This window comes from Oceanobacillus iheyensis HTE831 (assembly GCF_000011245.1).
Lineage (GTDB): Bacteria > Bacillota > Bacilli > Bacillales > Amphibacillaceae > Oceanobacillus > Oceanobacillus iheyensis.
Window position 1 is genome coordinate 3043825 of sequence record NC_004193.1, and the last position, 17181, is coordinate 3061005.

13 protein-coding genes are annotated in these 17181 nt (G+C 37.5%); 4 read left to right on the plus strand and 9 right to left on the minus strand.

The annotated features are described in order from the left end of the window. Positions 1-121: 121 nt before the first annotated feature. Both OB_RS15010 and OB_RS15015 read right to left on the minus strand, forming a co-directional pair. Positions 122-3172, minus strand: a complete 3051-nt coding sequence (locus tag OB_RS15010; protein WP_011067337.1) for an efflux RND transporter permease subunit — start codon at positions 3170-3172, stop codon at positions 122-124. Positions 3173-3175: 3 nt separating this feature from the next. After that, positions 3176-4039 (minus strand): efflux RND transporter periplasmic adaptor subunit, encoded by an 864-nt coding sequence (locus OB_RS15015; RefSeq protein WP_011067338.1) that lies wholly within the window; start codon positions 4037-4039, stop codon positions 3176-3178. 1009 nt (positions 4040-5048) lie between these two features. On the opposite strand from OB_RS15015, the gene OB_RS15020 reads away from it, so the two are divergent. The 3 genes from OB_RS15020 (at position 5049) to OB_RS15030 (ending at position 8210) form a co-directional block, all read left to right on the plus strand. Further along, a complete protein-coding gene (locus OB_RS15020; RefSeq protein ID WP_011067339.1) occupies positions 5049-6044 on the plus strand; it encodes an ABC transporter substrate-binding protein in 996 nt (331 codons plus the stop codon). A 103-nt stretch (positions 6045-6147) separates the two neighbouring features. Continuing rightward, on the plus strand, positions 6148-7005 hold the full coding sequence (locus OB_RS15025) for an ABC transporter permease (RefSeq protein WP_011067340.1): 858 nt from the start codon (positions 6148-6150) through the stop codon (positions 7003-7005). Further along, a complete protein-coding gene (locus OB_RS15030) occupies positions 7002-8210 on the plus strand; it encodes a quaternary amine ABC transporter ATP-binding protein (protein ID WP_011067341.1) in 1209 nt (402 codons plus the stop codon). The genes OB_RS15025 and OB_RS15030 overlap by 4 nt, the downstream gene beginning before the upstream one ends. A 202-nt stretch (positions 8211-8412) precedes the next feature. On the opposite strand, the gene OB_RS15035 is transcribed toward OB_RS15030, so the two are convergent. Further along, entirely contained in the window at positions 8413-8646 is a 234-nt protein-coding gene (locus OB_RS15035; RefSeq protein WP_011067342.1) for a hypothetical protein, read from the minus strand. Positions 8647-8761: 115 nt separating this feature from the next. Further along, positions 8762-9184, minus strand: a complete 423-nt coding sequence (gene fabZ, locus OB_RS15040; protein WP_011067343.1) for a 3-hydroxyacyl-ACP dehydratase FabZ — start codon at positions 9182-9184, stop codon at positions 8762-8764. A gap of 142 nt (positions 9185-9326) precedes the next feature. Here fabZ and OB_RS15045 point away from each other — a divergent pair, with 142 nt between their 5' ends. After that, the gene (locus tag OB_RS15045; RefSeq protein WP_011067344.1) at positions 9327-10346 is read left to right on the plus strand and encodes an NADP-dependent oxidoreductase; all 1020 of its coding nucleotides are present in this window, start codon (positions 9327-9329) and stop codon (positions 10344-10346) included. A gap of 119 nt (positions 10347-10465) precedes the next feature. Here the strand turns inward: OB_RS15045 and OB_RS15050 are convergent, their stop codons facing one another. The 5 genes from OB_RS15050 to OB_RS15070 all read right to left on the minus strand — a co-directional run bounded on the left by OB_RS15050 (position 10466) and on the right by OB_RS15070 (position 17128). Continuing rightward, positions 10466-11659: an amidohydrolase gene (locus OB_RS15050; protein ID WP_011067345.1), complete on the minus strand. Its 1194-nt coding sequence runs from the start codon at positions 11657-11659 to the stop codon at positions 10466-10468. A gap of 217 nt (positions 11660-11876) precedes the next feature. Beyond that, positions 11877-13082 carry a cystathionine gamma-synthase family protein gene (locus OB_RS15055; RefSeq protein ID WP_011067346.1) on the minus strand — a complete coding sequence of 402 codons (1206 nt, stop codon included), beginning with the start codon at positions 13080-13082 and terminating at the stop codon, positions 11877-11879. 67 nt (positions 13083-13149) lie between these two features. After that, a complete protein-coding gene (locus tag OB_RS15060; RefSeq protein WP_011067347.1) occupies positions 13150-14346 on the minus strand; it encodes a M24 family metallopeptidase in 1197 nt (398 codons plus the stop codon). Between the two features lie 334 nt (positions 14347-14680). Further along, the gene (locus OB_RS15065) at positions 14681-15445 is read right to left on the minus strand and encodes a sporulation protein (RefSeq protein ID WP_011067348.1); all 765 of its coding nucleotides are present in this window, start codon (positions 15443-15445) and stop codon (positions 14681-14683) included. Positions 15446-15553: 108 nt separating this feature from the next. After that, on the minus strand, positions 15554-17128 hold the full coding sequence (locus OB_RS15070; RefSeq protein WP_011067349.1) for an esterase/lipase family protein: 1575 nt from the start codon (positions 17126-17128) through the stop codon (positions 15554-15556). Positions 17129-17181: the final 53 nt, after the last annotated feature.

Sequence of the window (17181 nt, forward strand, 5' to 3'; positions counted from 1 at the left end):
TCAGCCAACCAGCCACCAAAATAAAACCGCATGGTCAAGGTTCTATCGTAAGTTGAGTAAGATTAACCCTCCCTACTATACGAATCCTATCCCCATACGGTTTCAAATCATTTAATTATTTTTATGCTTCTTTCTTTTTCCTTCTAAATTTCGTTGTCATATTATCAAACATTAAGTAGATAACAGGAACAAATAATAAGGTAAAGAAGCTGGATACTGTAAGGCCAAATATAATGGTAACCGCGAGCGGTTGTTGTAATTCGGCTCCTTCTCCAATTCCTAATCCCAATGGTACCATCGCTAAAATAGTTGTTAAAGTCGTCATTAGAATTGGACGGAGTCGAGATTTACCTGCTTCAATTATTGATTCGATGCGATCTGTTCCTCGTCTTCGTAAAATATTTATATAGTCGACAAGTACAATCGAATTATTCACCACTATACCGGCTAGCATAATTACACCGATAAATGCTGGAATACTTAACGATAATCCTGTAATCCAAAGTCCACCGATAACTCCAATAACTGTTGTAGGTAAAGCAAACATGATAATAAATGGCTGCAATAGATTTTCAAATTGGATTGCCATCACTGCATATACGAGGAATATAGAGAATACTAATGCAATCGCTAATTCCGCAAATGCCTCTTCCATGTCTGCAGCTTGACCTCCAATTGAATAGCTATACCCTTCAGGAAAATGAATATTATCTAATGCTGATTCTACATCAGAAACGACACTTCCTAAATCTCGATCAACAACATCTGAAGTGATATTCATTTGTGGTTGTTGATTTTCTCTGAGTAATGATTCAGGTCCTTGCTCTTGTTCTAATTCCACTAATTCATCCAACGGCACTTTTGCACCTGATGGTGACTGAATAGACATATCTTGTAAATCATTAATGGTGTTTCGTTCTTCTTGAGGATATACAAGCGTTACATCCATTTCCTGTCCATCCTCACGGTATTGTGTCACCACTTGTCCGGAGAACTTCATTCGGATTTGACTACTCACTTGATCTGAAGTGAGCCCGTAACTTCTTGCAACGGCATCATCTACCGTAATCGTCATTTGTGGAATACCCTCTGAAGCAGCAGAAGATGCATTAAATACACCATCAACTTGATTTATTTCCTGTAGTACTTCTTCGGATAAATCACTTAACACTTCATGCTCTTGTCCATTTAATTGAATCGTAATGGGATCACCCATTTGCATTCCGCCGTCCATTGCACTGGCTACAATTTCAGCACCAGCAATATGCTGTAATTCATCATCAAGATTTTGGACGATTTGTGTCGTTGTCTGCTCACGTTCTGCTACTGGGGTCATCTGAATCGTATACGAAGCCTGATTCCCAGATTCAAAACCTGTTGCACCGACAGTAACATAGCTTGTTTCGATAACATCATCATACTGACTTAGGACTTCGTTTACTTGATCAGAGATGGTTTGGGTATAAGCTAGACTACTTCCTGGAGCAGTCTCAACCGTAATTTGTGCCTGACCTTGATCGGAAGACGGCATAAATTCTGCACCCATGCGCGGGATTAGAGCAAGACTTCCTGCTATTGCAAGAATGACTACGAGTACGGTCGTCTTTCTAAACTTCAGTACGCGACTTAAACCACCACTATAAAGTTCTCGTAACCAATCAAGAAAACGATCGAACCAATATCTTCTACCTTTGTCTTCCATTGCTTTCGATAACAATTTAGAGGATAACATCGGTACTAAGGTAATTGCTACAACAAGGGAAGCAATTAATGAGAATGACACTGCTAGTGCTAATGGAGCGAATAAATCCGCAGATAACCCTTCTACAAAAATAATTGGTAAAAATACAACTAACGTAGTCGTTGTAGAGGCGATAACTGCTGGTGCTAATTCAGATGCACCCTTTGTAGCAGAATCAAACAGATTATATCCTCTTCTTTTATACGAATATATATTTTCTAAGATAATGATTGAACTATCTACCATCATCCCAATTCCAAGTGCTAACCCACCTAATGTTAATACATTCAACGTTTGTCCTGTAAAATACATTAATGTGAATGTAGAAATTAGCGCAATTGGAATCGACAATCCGATAACGATTGTCGCTCGGAAACTTTTCAAGAATAATAATAGAATAAGAAAAGCAATTGCTCCACCGATTAAAATATTATTAATAACAGAGTCAATCGACATTTCAATAAAATCAGATGTATCAATTACTGTTTTTAAATTCGCTCCTTCTGGAAGATCTCCTTTCAAGTCTTCCATAGAAGATTCAATATTACTAGCTACTTCTACTGTATTGGCATCGGTTTGTTTCATTACCGATAATACAATAGCGGGTTCTCCATCCACTAATGTATCGGAGCTTCTATCTTTAAAATCATCATTTACTGTAGCTACATCCGATACTTGAATAACATCGCCAGCTTCCGTTTGAATTCTTGTTTCTTCTATATCATTTATAGATTCAAATTCTCCCGTTACACGTAATTGCAAGTCTTGATTCCCTTGCTCTACCGTTCCAACTGAAGAAGAGTTATTGGAATCTGAGATAGCTTGCATGACGGATTGAGAGGTGATTCCATATTGTGACATGCGCGCTTCATCCAGTTCAACCTGAATCTCTCGTTCTAGGCCACCTTCGACCGATACAGAAGCAACCCCTGCTTGTCTTTCAAAATAAGGAACAATTTGCTCATTAGCAATTTCGGTTAATTCAGCTGTATCTCCTCCAGTTAATCCTAAATAAACTACTGGCATAGCTTCTGGGCTAAAACGGAGTATATTAGGATCACCAGCCTGATCAGGCAACATACCTTTTACTTGATCAACTTGCTCCCGGACATCTAATAATGCCTGATCTAAGTCTGTCCCATTTTGAAACATCATCATTACCATTGATGAGCCTGATTGAGACTGAGACTGTACAGTGTCAATTCCCTCCACGGAACTTACAGATGATTCAATTGGTCTACTTATTAAATTTTCGACATCTTCAGGAGCAGCATCTTGATAACTTGTTGCTACAACAGCTACTGGTAAATCAATCTCAGGAAAAAGATCTACAGCTAAGTTTCTCAATGAGACGACGCCTAAAGCAATGATTGCTAAAACAACCATAATCACTCCGATTGGTCGTTTTACGGATGTATTTACTAGCTTCAAGATCTATTCTCCTTTCACAACTTCTACAGAATCTCCATCCTGTAAGGTTAATTGTCCAGATGTAACGATTTCATCTCCTGGCTCTAATTCACCTTCAACCGCTGTTTTTGCGGATTGCATTTCATTTACGGTTACTTTTTTTCTTTCTACTTGATTATCGTTTACTATATAGACATACGATTCATTATTTTCTTCTACTATTGAGGCTGTAGGAACAAGCAATGAATCAGAAACCACCGTCTCTGGAATGGCTAATGTCGCTACTGTTCCAGTAAGTATATCTTGATCTTGTTCATCATCTATCGTAGCTACAACTGGGTATAGGCCCGTATCATCTGGCATGGAATCAATTTGTGTGATTGTCGCTTCAAATTCATCTCCATTGATCGTAGCTGTAAAAGTATCATCTTTATTTATTAATTCTAAAATTCTTGCGGTTGCAGTAAACTGTAATTTCCAAGATGATGTATCTGCTATTATGGCAAACGGCTCTTCTGGATTTATCATTTCTCCTTCACCAGCTTGAAGTTGCATTAATTCCCCATCTGAAGGAGCATTAATCGTTTGTGTACCAGCTGGAGTTGAAATAGTTGCAATCTTATCATCTTCTTCTACACTAGCTCCACTTTCCACTTCTAGCGTTTCAATTTCTCCTGGTTGTTCAACTGTAATTGGCGTTGTCTTATTGGGTTCTACTCGTCCAGAAATGGTACGATCAATATCTAAATCCCCTTCTTCAATTTCGCCAGTTTCTACCGATACAATGCGATCCTCTTCTTCTTGGTTAGCACTCTCATCTTCTTCCGTACATGCAGCGAGTATAAAAACCAAAAAAATTATTCCTAAAAATAGTGTTGCTTTTCTCATGTTAATCTCCTTTCTAAACCATGTAATTTTATCTTAAAAATGATTCAATTCTCCCAAATCAATTCCTGATTTATTTTGATAGTTCGAATACTATTTTAGTATACCGACCCAGACTAGACCTCGCAAATTCAAAGGCTGGCTAATGACATTTAGTTATAAGTTTTATTTGGGACACAACTTCTGCAAGTTTTAAAAAACGCTGTATTTATTATTCGACTAAGATAAGAGAATCATGTCGAATAATTTCTGCAAATATTCGAATACAAGTGAAATTATCGACAATTTCTGAGTATTTCCGAGCATTCGCCTATAAATATATAGGAATTATAGTTCTTATTACTCTAGGTCGTAATAACTTATGTATTTCACGAGATATCGTATTTTAAGCCGTTTGAGACAACTATAACAATTCGGTACAATAAATGAATGTAAGCGCAACGAGTTATCTCGGTAAAAATCTCTCCAGATCAGATTTGATTATCTTCCTTATCGGATTCTTCATACTTACGTTGTATGTAACTCGAATACGTTCACGGTATATTATTTCACTATTGATAAATTTCATTTTTTTCAGTCGAAGAAAATAATGATTTACTTTTTCAACAAACATACGAACGGATGGATTGATTGGAAGACCATCAATTCCTCTTTACTGTGGAATCAAGTAGGAAAGTCACGTCCGATATTAGCATTCCGATCTAGAGATGGCTATTCATTCCGTTTAGCCAATTTTTATTCGGTTTACTTGAGTCAGTTTCATCTTTGTCTAGTTCTACGTAGTAAAAATGTTCGGAATTAAAGGAATTCCTTAGACTTGATTTAGATTGTAATGGAAGATGATAAATAGGGATCAAAATAACTAGAAAAAAGTGATTTTTATCGCTCGAATGCGTAGAATCGATGCCTGCTGAAAAGCAAATAAATCAATCTCGAAACATTCGAATTTCATGTAATAGTTCTTAATTATGAAATTGATTTTAAAAAAATATATTAAAAGGGGACATAGAAAATGAGAAAAACGCTTTTATTACTTATGACTGCTGTAGCATTAGTACTTGCTGCCTGTGGCGATGCTTCAAGCGATAGCGAAATCGATACTATCGTATTAGCAGATGCAGGTTGGGATAGTATTAAAGTGCATAACAGTATTGCACAACGAATTATCGAAGAAGGATATGATTACAATACCGATGTTACATCTGGTTCCACCGCTGCAACCGTACAAGGTTTACGTGAGGGAGATATCAATGTCTACACAGAAGTTTGGACAGATAACATTAAAGAATTATATGAAGAGTCTATTGAATCTGGCGATATCGAAAAGCTTTCCGTAAACTTTGATGATAATGTTCAAGGACTTTATGTACCGTCTTATGTTATCGAGGGTGATCCAGAAAGAGGAATTGAACCGCTTGCTCCCGACCTTGAAACAGTAGAAGATTTAAAAAATTATCCAGAAGTTTTTCAAGACCCGGAGGATCCTTCTAAAGGACGTCTAATAAATGCTCCGAGTGGTTGGGCTGTTGAACAATCAATTAATGAAAAATTCGAGACTTACGGTTTAGGAGAGACATTTAATAACTTTGGACCTGGTTCCGATGCTGCAATTGTAGCAGACTTAGCAAGTGCTTATGAAGCAGGAGAAGGTTGGGTTGGTTACTACTGGTCTCCAACGGCAATTACTGCAAAATATGACCTAACGTTATTAAAAGAAGATCCATATGAAGAAGATCAATGGAACGAAGACAAAAGTACAGAATTCCCTCCAAATGATGTAGTCGTAGCTGTTCATAAAGATTTTCCTGAACAAGCTCCCGAAGTAACGGAATTCTTGAAAAACTATGAGACAAGTAGTGCGCTAACAGAAGAAGCATTAAATTATATGGAAGAGAATGGTGCATCACCTGAGGAAGCAGCTGAATGGTGGATGAACGAACATGAAGATGTTTGGACGAGTTGGGTTCCTGAAGATGTAGCAACGGCAGTAAAAGAATCATTACAGTAATGAAATGGAGCAGCTTGCCACTTGGTTGGCTGTTCTTTCTATTTAAAATATCATTTATTAATGAAAGAGAGGTGTAGAACTGCTAGACGCAGTATCGACGCTTATGGGAATATTTCCAGATATAGAGTTTGAAGCTGGTAAGTATGTAGATCAAGCCGTTAGTTTTATTGATTCTACATTTGAAGCTTTTTTTGATTTTATTTTCTTTATTGCATCCCGTTCTATTAATCTAATTACAGATGCATTAATGTTTTTGCCTTGGTGGTTATTCATTATTATTATTATTGCATTAGGATGGTACTTTAAGTCGGCCTTTTCCGGTATTCTTTATGGTGCGTTTATCTTTATCATCGGAACATTTGGATTATGGGAAGATATGATGATTACCATCTCCATTATTCTCACAGCAGTAATTATATGTTTACTTATCGGCATTCCAATTGGTGTAGCAATGTCATTTAGTAAACTATTCTCGACTATTGCCCGCCCAGTACTTGATGCAATGCAGACAATGCCTAGTTTTGTCTACCTCATTCCAGCGATTTTCTTCTTTGGCTTAGGTAATGTTTCTGCTATTTTTGCAACGCTGATTTATGCTTTACCTCCTGTTATTCGTTTAACGGAGCTTGCTATTCGTGGAGTAGATAAGGAGATTATCGAATCTGCACATTCCTTTGGTTCATCAAAATGGCAAACATTAAAAAAAGTACAATTACCACAGGCAACACCTACAATTATGGCTGGTGTGAACCAAACAACTATGATGGCATTATCAATGGTCGTAATCGCTTCGATGGTTGGTGCATCTGGATTAGGTGAACAAGTACTTGTATCAATTAATCGCATAGATATCGCACTAGGATTCGAAGCTGGAATCAGTATCGTGTTCTTAGCGGTTATCATTGACCGTATTACTAACGGTGTTGCACAAAAATTCCAAAGACAGGGTGATAGAGCATGACAACCCATATTAAAGTAGAAAATGTATCGAAAATATTTGGTCCAAAACCTAAATCCGTGATTCCAATGGTGAAAGAAGGAATGTCAAAGGCAGACATACTTAAAAAAACCAATCATACGGTCGGTGTATATAATGCTTCTTTTGAAATTGAAAAAGGAGAAGTCTTTGTTATTATGGGCCTTTCTGGTAGTGGAAAGTCGACATTAATCCGTTGTTTTAACCTTCTAAATAAACCAACGGATGGCTCGATTTTCATTGATGGTGAGGACATCACCAAACATAACAAAGATCAATTAAAGAAAGTGCGCCAAGAAAAAGTAGCGATGGTATTTCAGCATTTTGGATTATTTAATCATCGTACCATTTTAGCTAATGTCGAATATGGATTGGAAATACGTAACTTCTCTAAAGAAGAGCGCAGAGAAATTGCACTAAAAAACATTGAAACTGTTGGATTAAAAGGATACGAAGACAAATACCCGGATGAACTATCTGGTGGGATGCAACAACGAGTCGGACTAGCTCGAGCATTAACCAATGATCCTGATATTCTACTCATGGACGAGCCTTTCAGTGCACTTGATCCACTTATTCGCCGTGAAATGCAATTAGAGCTTCTTGATATTCAAGAACGTTTGCAAAAAACAATTATTTTCATTACACATGATGTGAATGAGGCATTTAAAATTGGGGATCGCGTAGCTGTGATGAAAGACGGACACGTGGAGCAGGTCGGCACTCCGGAAGATATTATCGCTACTCCTGCAAATGAGTATATTTCTGAATTTATCAAGGATATTGATCGCTCCAAAGTATTCCAAGCTTCACATATCATGACGAAGCCAAATGCACTTGTTTCTATGAAGGATGGCCTCAATGTAGCTGTTCGTGAAATGAAAGAGAATGGAATCTCCAGTGTATTTGTTGTTGAACGAGGTAGACATATTAAAGGAATTGTTACCATCGATGATGCAATTAAAGGAATTAAGGAGCAACAATCATTAGAAGATATTATTCGTACAGATATTTCGATTGTTAAGGAAGATGAATATATTAATGATTTAATTCCTAAAGCATTGGAATCGATGTTCCCGTTAGCAGTCGTCAATGAAGAGAATAAATTAATTGGTTATATTCTACGTGTTCACGTACTTTCTGGATTAACTTCTGATGATGTGGACGAGAGCGATGAATATCACGGATAGCAAGTACAAAAGCGCAAGGGCATAAGTGCGACTATGCCTCACAAAGAACATTAGGCCCAATAGTTGACGGGCCGGGCGCTTGCGCTGGACGTCACTAAATAACTTCGTACGTTTATCCACAGCCCAAAGATTTTATAATTTCCTAGAAAACAATAAAAGAAGCTTGTAGAGTTCTAGTCAGTCTCTACAAGCTTCTCCTTTTTTATTGGTTATCTTGTTCGTCTTGCATTTCGCCATCTTCAGGTTGGTTACCTTCTAATCCACCATTTTGACCGTCTTGTTCATTTGGTTCATCCATACCTTCTTGATCAGATGGAACTTCTTCTTCAATTGGGTCTTGGTTATCCATTGGCTCTTCTTCATCTGTAGTTCCACAAGCAGTGATTAACGATAACGCTAACGCTGCTGTACCAAACTGCATAAGAAATTTCTTCATGTATTTTTCCTCCTTTGATAATCAACTTTCGTGATTAGATTAACCAAAGATAGAAAAAAAATACATTTTATAAAAAATCAAGATGTTATTTGGTTACACTTTCGACAAAGAATGATTATTTGATAGCAAAGGTAATTTCAGCCTCGCATGCTACTTCACCATCTACAGTCGCAATTCCTTTTCCTTTTCCGATTGGACCCTTCATTCTTATAATTTCTACTTGTAAATTTAATTGGTCTCCGGGTTTTACTTGACGTTTAAATCGGCATTTGTCAACACCTGCAAGAAAGCCAATTTTCCCTTTATTCTCCTCTATATTTAAAACAGCAATTGCTCCTGTTTGCGCAAGAGCTTCCAAAATTAGTACACCTGGCATCACAGGATACTCTGGAAAATGCCCCTGGAAAAATGGTTCATTTACCGATACATTTTTTAATGCAGTCACTTTTTCGCCTTCTTGTATTTCTACCACTTTATCCACTAATAAAAATGGATAACGGTGTGGAATGATTTCTTTAACTTGTTCCACGTCCATCATTGTATACAGCTCCTTCTATGTAGCATTTATCCCTATTATAGCGAATATAGATAGGGAAAGAAATACTTGTATATGTTTTGGAATAATGTAAAGATGGGTAAATACGTTATACAATCATTAAATTAGAAAGGTTGGATAGATCATGTCAGAACAAAATCAACAAATAAAATTAACTAAGCGTCCGGAAGGTACTCCTACAAATGAACATTTTGAAATTGTAGATATACCGATTAATAACCCAAATGATGGTGAAGTCCTTATAAAAACTATTTATCTTTCTGTTGACCCTTATATGCGAGGCCGAATGAGTGCTGGAAAATCATACGTGAAGCCATTTGAGGTTGATAAGCCAATGAATGGCACGATTGTTGGGGAAGTAGTAACTTCTGAATCAGAGTCATTTTCTAAAGGTGACCTCGTTCGCGGGATGTTACCATGGCAACGATATAATGTAGTTTCTGCATCATATGTTGAAAAAATCGATCCTTCAGTAGCACCATTAACAGCATATTTAAGTGTGCTAGGTCTAACCGGCCTCACTGCTTATTTTGGTTTGTTAGACATTGGTCAGCCTAAAGAGGGCGAGACGGTAGTAGTATCCGCAGCTGCTGGAGCAGTAGGTTCTTCAGTAGGACAAATCGCGAAAATTAAAGGTGCTCATGTAGTCGGAATTGCAGGTACAGATGAAAAAATAGATTATCTAGAAAATCAATTAGGATTCGATAAAGCAGTAAATTATAAAGATGCAGACTTTAAGCAACAACTAAAAGAAGCTTGTCCAAATGGCGTAGACGTCTATTTCGATAATGTAGGCGGAGAAGTAACAGACAATGTAATAAGCCTATTAAATGATTTTGCTCGTATACCATTATGTGGTGCGATATCCACGTACAACCTGAAACCAGGTGAGGATCATGGTCCAAGTATATTGCCAAAAATCCTTAAAACACGTACTACCATGAAAGGATTTATCGTAAGCGATTATCAAGAACAATTCCCAGAAGCAATCAAAGATCTAGCAAAATGGGTTGCTGAAGATAAATTATCATATGAAGTAACAACTGTTGATGGTTTTGAAAATACACCAACTGCATTTTTAGACTTATTCGAAGGAAAAAACAAAGGAAAACAGCTTGTAAAAGTAAGCGAAATTTCCTCTTAAGAACAAAAACGTAAGCGTTCGTTTAGCCTCATAAGGAACAGCTGCATCATTTTCTAGACCATAAAAAATGTCCGAGCTAACTGCTAGTTCGGACATTTTGCTTACATTAACTATTATTTTTAAATTGTAGCCTGCTTTAGACGTGCTAATGCACTTTCCACTAAAATTGTTACTCCTAATACGAGCGATGACTCATCAATATCAAAGACAGGCGTATGCAAATCACGGGAATAATCTTCCTCTAATGCACAGCCTAGAAAAAACATGGTAGCTGGCAATTTCTGTGACACATATCCAAAGTCTTCTCCGCCCATTCCAAAATTATCTTCAAATAAATCTATGTGTGTCTGTATTTTCCTCACTGAATGACGTACAATCTGATTCAAGTATGGGTCATTATATAAAGCTGGCTCTCCTCTTGAAACATTCAATCGATATTCTCCACCTAAAGAATGTACCATTTGAAACACTTGATGTAACTCTCTTTCTAGTTGATCTCGAATGGTTGGAGTATAACTTCGAATCGTCCCGCGAATACTTGCCTTGGCAGGTATAATATTGGTCGCATTTCCTGCTTGAATTTCTCCTACTGAAATAACACCCTTTTCTGCTGCAGCTATTCGACGAGAAATGATTCCATATAGACCTGGGAGTACAAGTGATAACATCCAGATGGGATCGGTAGATTTTTCAGGGTAACCACCGTGTCCGCCTGTCGCATAAATAGTTGCTTCAAATTCATCAACGCTCGCCATGCTAAATCCATCATTGATGAGAAGCTGACCTGTTTTTTTCCACGGACACATATGAAGTGCAAATGCTGCTTCGACTTGATCATATACGCCTGCTTGTAGTAGATATGGAGATCCTGATAAGCCATGCTCATCCTGTGCCTCTTCTGCAGGTTGAAAAATGAGTTTAATTGTACCCTCCCAGGCCTTTGATTGAGCGAGGACGGATATAACCTTTGCCGCTCCTAATAATATTGCTGTATGTGCATCATGCCCACACGCATGCATTACTCCCGGATTCTGCGATTCATAAGGAGTATGCGTTTGTTCTTGAATTGGCAAAGCATCCATATCTGCTCTTAATGCTACAACCGGCCCTTCTCCAGTTGTAATAGTTGCGATTACGCTCGTAGGTGTTCCCAACCCTTTTTCTATTTGTATATGATTCATCGTCTGTAAGATTTCTACTATTCGCTTAGAAGTATGAAATTCTTCAAAACTTAATTCTGGAAACCGATGAAACTCTCTCCTCCATTCGATCAATTGATCTTCATATTCAAGTACCTTTCGATATACACTCACATTCGCATCCCTTCCTTTTTATGTTCTGTTGATAAGGAAGATGTTGGGACAAAAAGTATTTACGCAATAGATAAATCTGAATGAATGGCCTTTAAAAAACCCGCTTCAGCAATATACTGCGCTTATCCAACGGCACCTTTAAGAGCATCTTATGCTTATCCTATCGATCACTCATCATTTGACTAAACCATTGGTGTTTTGCCCCAACCTCGTTCTGCTAAGAAATTTCTAAGCTATTTTCTATATGAGCAAATGCTTGAGCAAAGTCTTCCAATATATCATCAATATATTCAATACCACAGGACACGCGAATAAGCCCTTCTGGAATTCCCATTGCTGCCCGTTCCTCTGGTGTACATTCGACATGACTTGTTGTACGTGCAGGGCCGACTGTTGTTTCCACTGCACCTAGATTTGCTGCTCGATGTGCATACTGCAGCTTCGGTAACAATTCTCTTACCGTGTCCACGCCGCCTTTTACTGAAAAACTTAACATACCGCCAAAGTCTTTCATTTGTTCTTTTGCAATATCATGATTCGGATGTGTCGTTAATCCTGGGTAAAACACTTCTTCTACAATATCTTGCTGCTGTAGGAACTTTGCTAATTGCATTGCATTAAATGATTGTTCCCTTACCCGTAGATGCAATGTCTTCATGCCACGTAATGTTAAATAAGCAGCCATTGGATCCATTGTTGCTCCATTTATTTCACGAAAATGGTAAATTTGCTCTACATAATCTTCAGGGCCACAAACTACTCCTCCTAACGCATCTGCATGACCACCTAGAAATTTTGTAGCACTATGAATAACCAAATCGGCTCCAAGTGCTAATGGATTTTGATTTATTGGAGTACCGAACGTGTTATCGACGATCACAATGGCTCCTGCTCGTTTTCCTACTTCCGCCATTTTCTTCAGATCGGTAATTTTCACAGTAGGATTTGTTGGTGATTCTAAATATAGAATCTTACAGCCTTTATTCACTTCTTTTTCAATTTGTTCATGATCTCCAGTCTCACATAACGTTACTTCTACTTGCTGACGAGGAAGAAATTCAGTAAATATTTTATTCGTTCCACCATACGTGTCTTTAATCGAAACAATGCGATCTCCTGGTAATAAAAACGTAGAGAGTGTATTACTTATTGCTGCCATTCCTGTAGAAAAACTAGTAGCAGCCTCTGCTCCTTCTAACTGCTTCACTTTATCTTCAAAAGCTTGAACTGTTGGGTTTGTGTTTCGTCCATAAATATGCCCCTTCTTTTTTCCAATTGCTACATCATACCATTCATCCATATCGTCATAATTGTAGGCAACACTAAGGACAACAGGTACTTGCGTTGCTCCATGTACAAGATATTCCTTTTCTCCCGCCCAAACTGCTTCTGTACCTACGTTTACTTTCTTCTTATCTGTCATATAATCACTTCCTTTTTTAAATTGTTTGTTACGATACTTGCATCCACGCCACCATATACTTTTATTCCTAACCGACAAAATCTAGGTTAGCAAACCCATCTTTAATCATCAGTTCTCTAGGCAGATTTACAAAGGTCTCACAACCACTATCTGTTACACGGAATGATTCACTGATCTCAAAACTATCGCCTTCGGACCAGATCGCTGGTATTAAATGAAAAGTCATATTTGGTACAAGGATTGTTTTATCTCCGGTTCGGATACTTGCTGTATGCTCTCCCCAATCTGGCGGATAATTTAATCCCATCGAATATCCTAATCTCGACTCTTTCGTAACGCCGTGTTTCTCCACCGTTTTCCTCCAAACTGCTTCAATTTCTTCACAAGCTACTCCTGGCTGTATAAAGTCTAGACAAGCATTCAACCCTTCGATAACTACTTCGGATAAGTTCTTCATATTTGTCGACGGTTGACCAATTTGAACAGTTCGAGCTACTGGAGCATGATAGCGTTGATAACAACCTGCCAATTCTAAAATTACTGTTTCACCGTGCTGATATGGTTCATCTGTCCATGTAAGATGCGGGGTTGAAGTCCTCTCTCCTGCTGGTAGTAAAGGTACAATCGCTGGATAATCTCCCCCAAACTCAGGCGTACCACTTAATTGTGCATGGCTTATCTTAGCAGCAACATCACAACCTCTAACCCCTGCATTTACCATTTCGATTCCTTCACGCATAGCACGTTCTCCAATAACCCCAGCTTTTTGCATCTTCATTATTTCTGCAGGTGACTTAATGATACGTACCCAGTTTACGATCAGTGAACCATCCAAAAATGTTGCATTCGGCAGACCGTTATTCAATTGTTGAAAACATTTTGCTGAAAAATAATAACTATCCATCTCGACACCAATATGTCGTTTATCTTGACCAATCTGAGTTAAGATTTCTGCTACAAAGTCCATAGGGTGCCTCGTTTGAGAATGAACATAGGTATCTGGATAAGGAATAACATTTTCATGAAACAGCCATGTCGTTACCTTTGCCGCATTTGCATCTGCTGTTCTTCCTATCCAAATCGGTTGCTCCTCATCATCCATCAATACCAACATTTGATCGACATAGAATGACCAGCCATCGAATCCCGTTAAATAGTTCATATTTGCCGGGTCTGTAATTAGTAGTACTTCTATTCCTTTCTCAGCCATCTTTGCTTTCGTACGCTTCATCCTATCCATATACTCTGCAACTTCTACATTCACGTCAAACACCACCTTCTTATTTTTTTGATTGTTAATTCATTATATTTTCAAAATATTTAAAATGATATTCACCATTTTGTATGAAAGTTTTTAGAAGTTTGTAGTCAGTTTAAAAATAATACTGATTTGATGATAAGCGTTTTTATCGCAAAGGGTAATTTAACACATACGTATATCCAGTGGAATTTTCTTAACATAGAGGTTCTCGTTGTTCCTACCACTTATTTTTTGCTACCTTCATTGTCTTTAAGTGATGGTATTACCGCCGTTTTACAAGTAGATAAAAAAAGATTGAGACAAAATATTTTGTCCCAACCTCTTCATCTTTGTTTCATTAATTTATGTTTTGATTTAATATTTCTTGAATTGTTTCTTGCACAGTAGAACTATCTGAGCTTGTTACTGTAAATCTTACGTAAGATTCGTCCTGATCCATTGCTTCTTTGAATAAACCAGATAATCCTCTTGCTTTTCTATCAATCTGCATAAGAACCTCAACCTGATCTTCACTTGGTATGAAGATTAGTTCAATTTCATCTAATAATCCTTTATATTCTCCGCTTCTTGGTTTATATTCGAATTCTTGTACGAACGGAAGTTTTCCAAATGAACGATGGACTTCTTTCGATTCTACTTCAACTAACTTAAAGCCAAGTGAATCAACAGCTTCTAGTATCGCACCGACGATTAACGATGGATTCACTTGAATGTAATCAATATCACCCGGGTCAACTGCTTTTTTAATATCTAATCCTGTATCAATCCAAACATTTTTATCTCTTACTGTTAAAGGAGTTTGAGGTGACAAGTCAAAGTTAAATGGAATCTCCTTGGCTTCACCAGGTTGAATCGTAAATGATTCAGCTATTTTAAATTTATCGATGATAAGGTTAACGTGATACCTTTTATCATCATCACTTTCTTTTATATACTTTGTATTTACAGACAGATAGATTTGATCAATTTCTTGTTCGACCTTCCCTCCAGTAACCAATATCTTACCTGTTACTGTTTCACCTGCCATATAAATTTCCTTATCTAATTGAGTATCTAATTTTGTGCTTCCAATTCCTATACTTGATAACATTTTGTTAAACATATTCAAAATCCCCTCCCATTATATTTCGGTTCATTCAGATAATCTTTGAAACAATTTTTACAATGATATGTGAGATTAAAACAACTTTTATCTCACTCTATTGTTTCCTTAATCCACATATACGGAATCAACAATGGTTCTCGTAAATGTTTCTCCTGTTTTTGTTAAACCTTTTAGTTCAATTGTAATATTATATACGCTACTCTTCTTATCTACTGACAACTCCTTTGCTAAATTGAAATTTCCTTTCGTCCTATACGTTTTGGTATTGTCCGTGCCAGACTCCGTTATGTGATACGTTGCTTGTAAAGTTTTTTCCTGAACCGCTTCTGCATTCACTTGCAAATTATAACGAGGCTGTTGTTTTGCACTTAACTCTACATTATTATTAAGAATTAATTTTCCCTTTGTTTTATAATCAACTACCATTAAGAAGGCATCTTGTTGATCTGAAATAAGTTCTAGTTTCCAATTTCCGGCTTTGGGTTTATTAATAAAAATCATTTGGTTGAAGGAGCCTGCAAAAACTCCTTCTTCATTTTTTGTGGTTGTCACATCTGGCTTGATTTTCTTCCCGTTTGGATCTATGAGATTTATTTCTGCTAAATTACCCGTAGTCATTAAGTGCAGAGAAATTTCATTAACATCATTTTCAACTGCAACAGTTGTAGTAGCCTTCTTCTGACTCTCTAAAGGTCCTCCGGAGATCCATTGATTGTTGTTAGAGGAAGACAAATTCGCACTTTGAGTAGGTGTGATTAAACTATCTACTGTTTCATTACCCATTAGGTAATTTTCAAATGTGGAGAAACTTTCACCGGTTCTTATCGAAGTATGATTCCAATCTTCTACCGCCAGTTGCTGCCCGTCCGGTAGACTGCTACTTTCACTCGTTACTACACCATCATTGGACCCAAACTGGGATAAATACATGCCTCCAAACCATGTAGAGGAAAATACAGAACCCCAGCCCGTTCCACCTAATGTGTAATAATTATTGTGATATGCCAAGGGTTGATTATCCATTTCAGCGCGAAAATTTTCCATATATCCTAGTTGCATGGAATATGTTCCATCACCTTGAGCGCCAAGGAGGTCTGCTAACCACCCTGCAGAAGAACTGTACGCTAAATCGGCAAGTTGTGACCCATGATGAGGGCTAGATAATGTAATAACATTGTCTACATATTGCCATGCACCATAATACGCTAATGCCGTCTGCGTATCGACTCCACCTTTACTATAAGCAACTACTGTTACAGGTCGATCAAAATGTGTAGAAATTTCTCTTATTTTTTCTGCAAGTAATTCCCCATTATCCCACATTGTTGCAGAGGCTCCACCGGCATCATATAACTGTACAAAAGCAGTTTGATATCCGGCATCAAGCACTGTTTGGTACATATCATTCTCTTCCCAGAAAATCTGCGCCACATTGTTCAGTCCTGGTACAAATAAAATAACAGGCGCTTCTGAAATTGGATTTGATGGTGTTGAACCAGCGTACCATTCACCTGGAGTCTCTTCGTTCCCGTTACCTACTTTTCCAGATATGACATTTTCATTTGATTCGCCTTTTAATTTTTGGGGAGCGATTCCTGAAGCCGAAGCATTATAGACTGTAGCAAACGTGAATATGAAAAAGAAAACGATAAATACAACTTTCTTCATGTTGAGTTGCATGTTTTTCCTCCTCATTCGTTTTTTACTTCACAGAATATGTATGTCAAGATGTC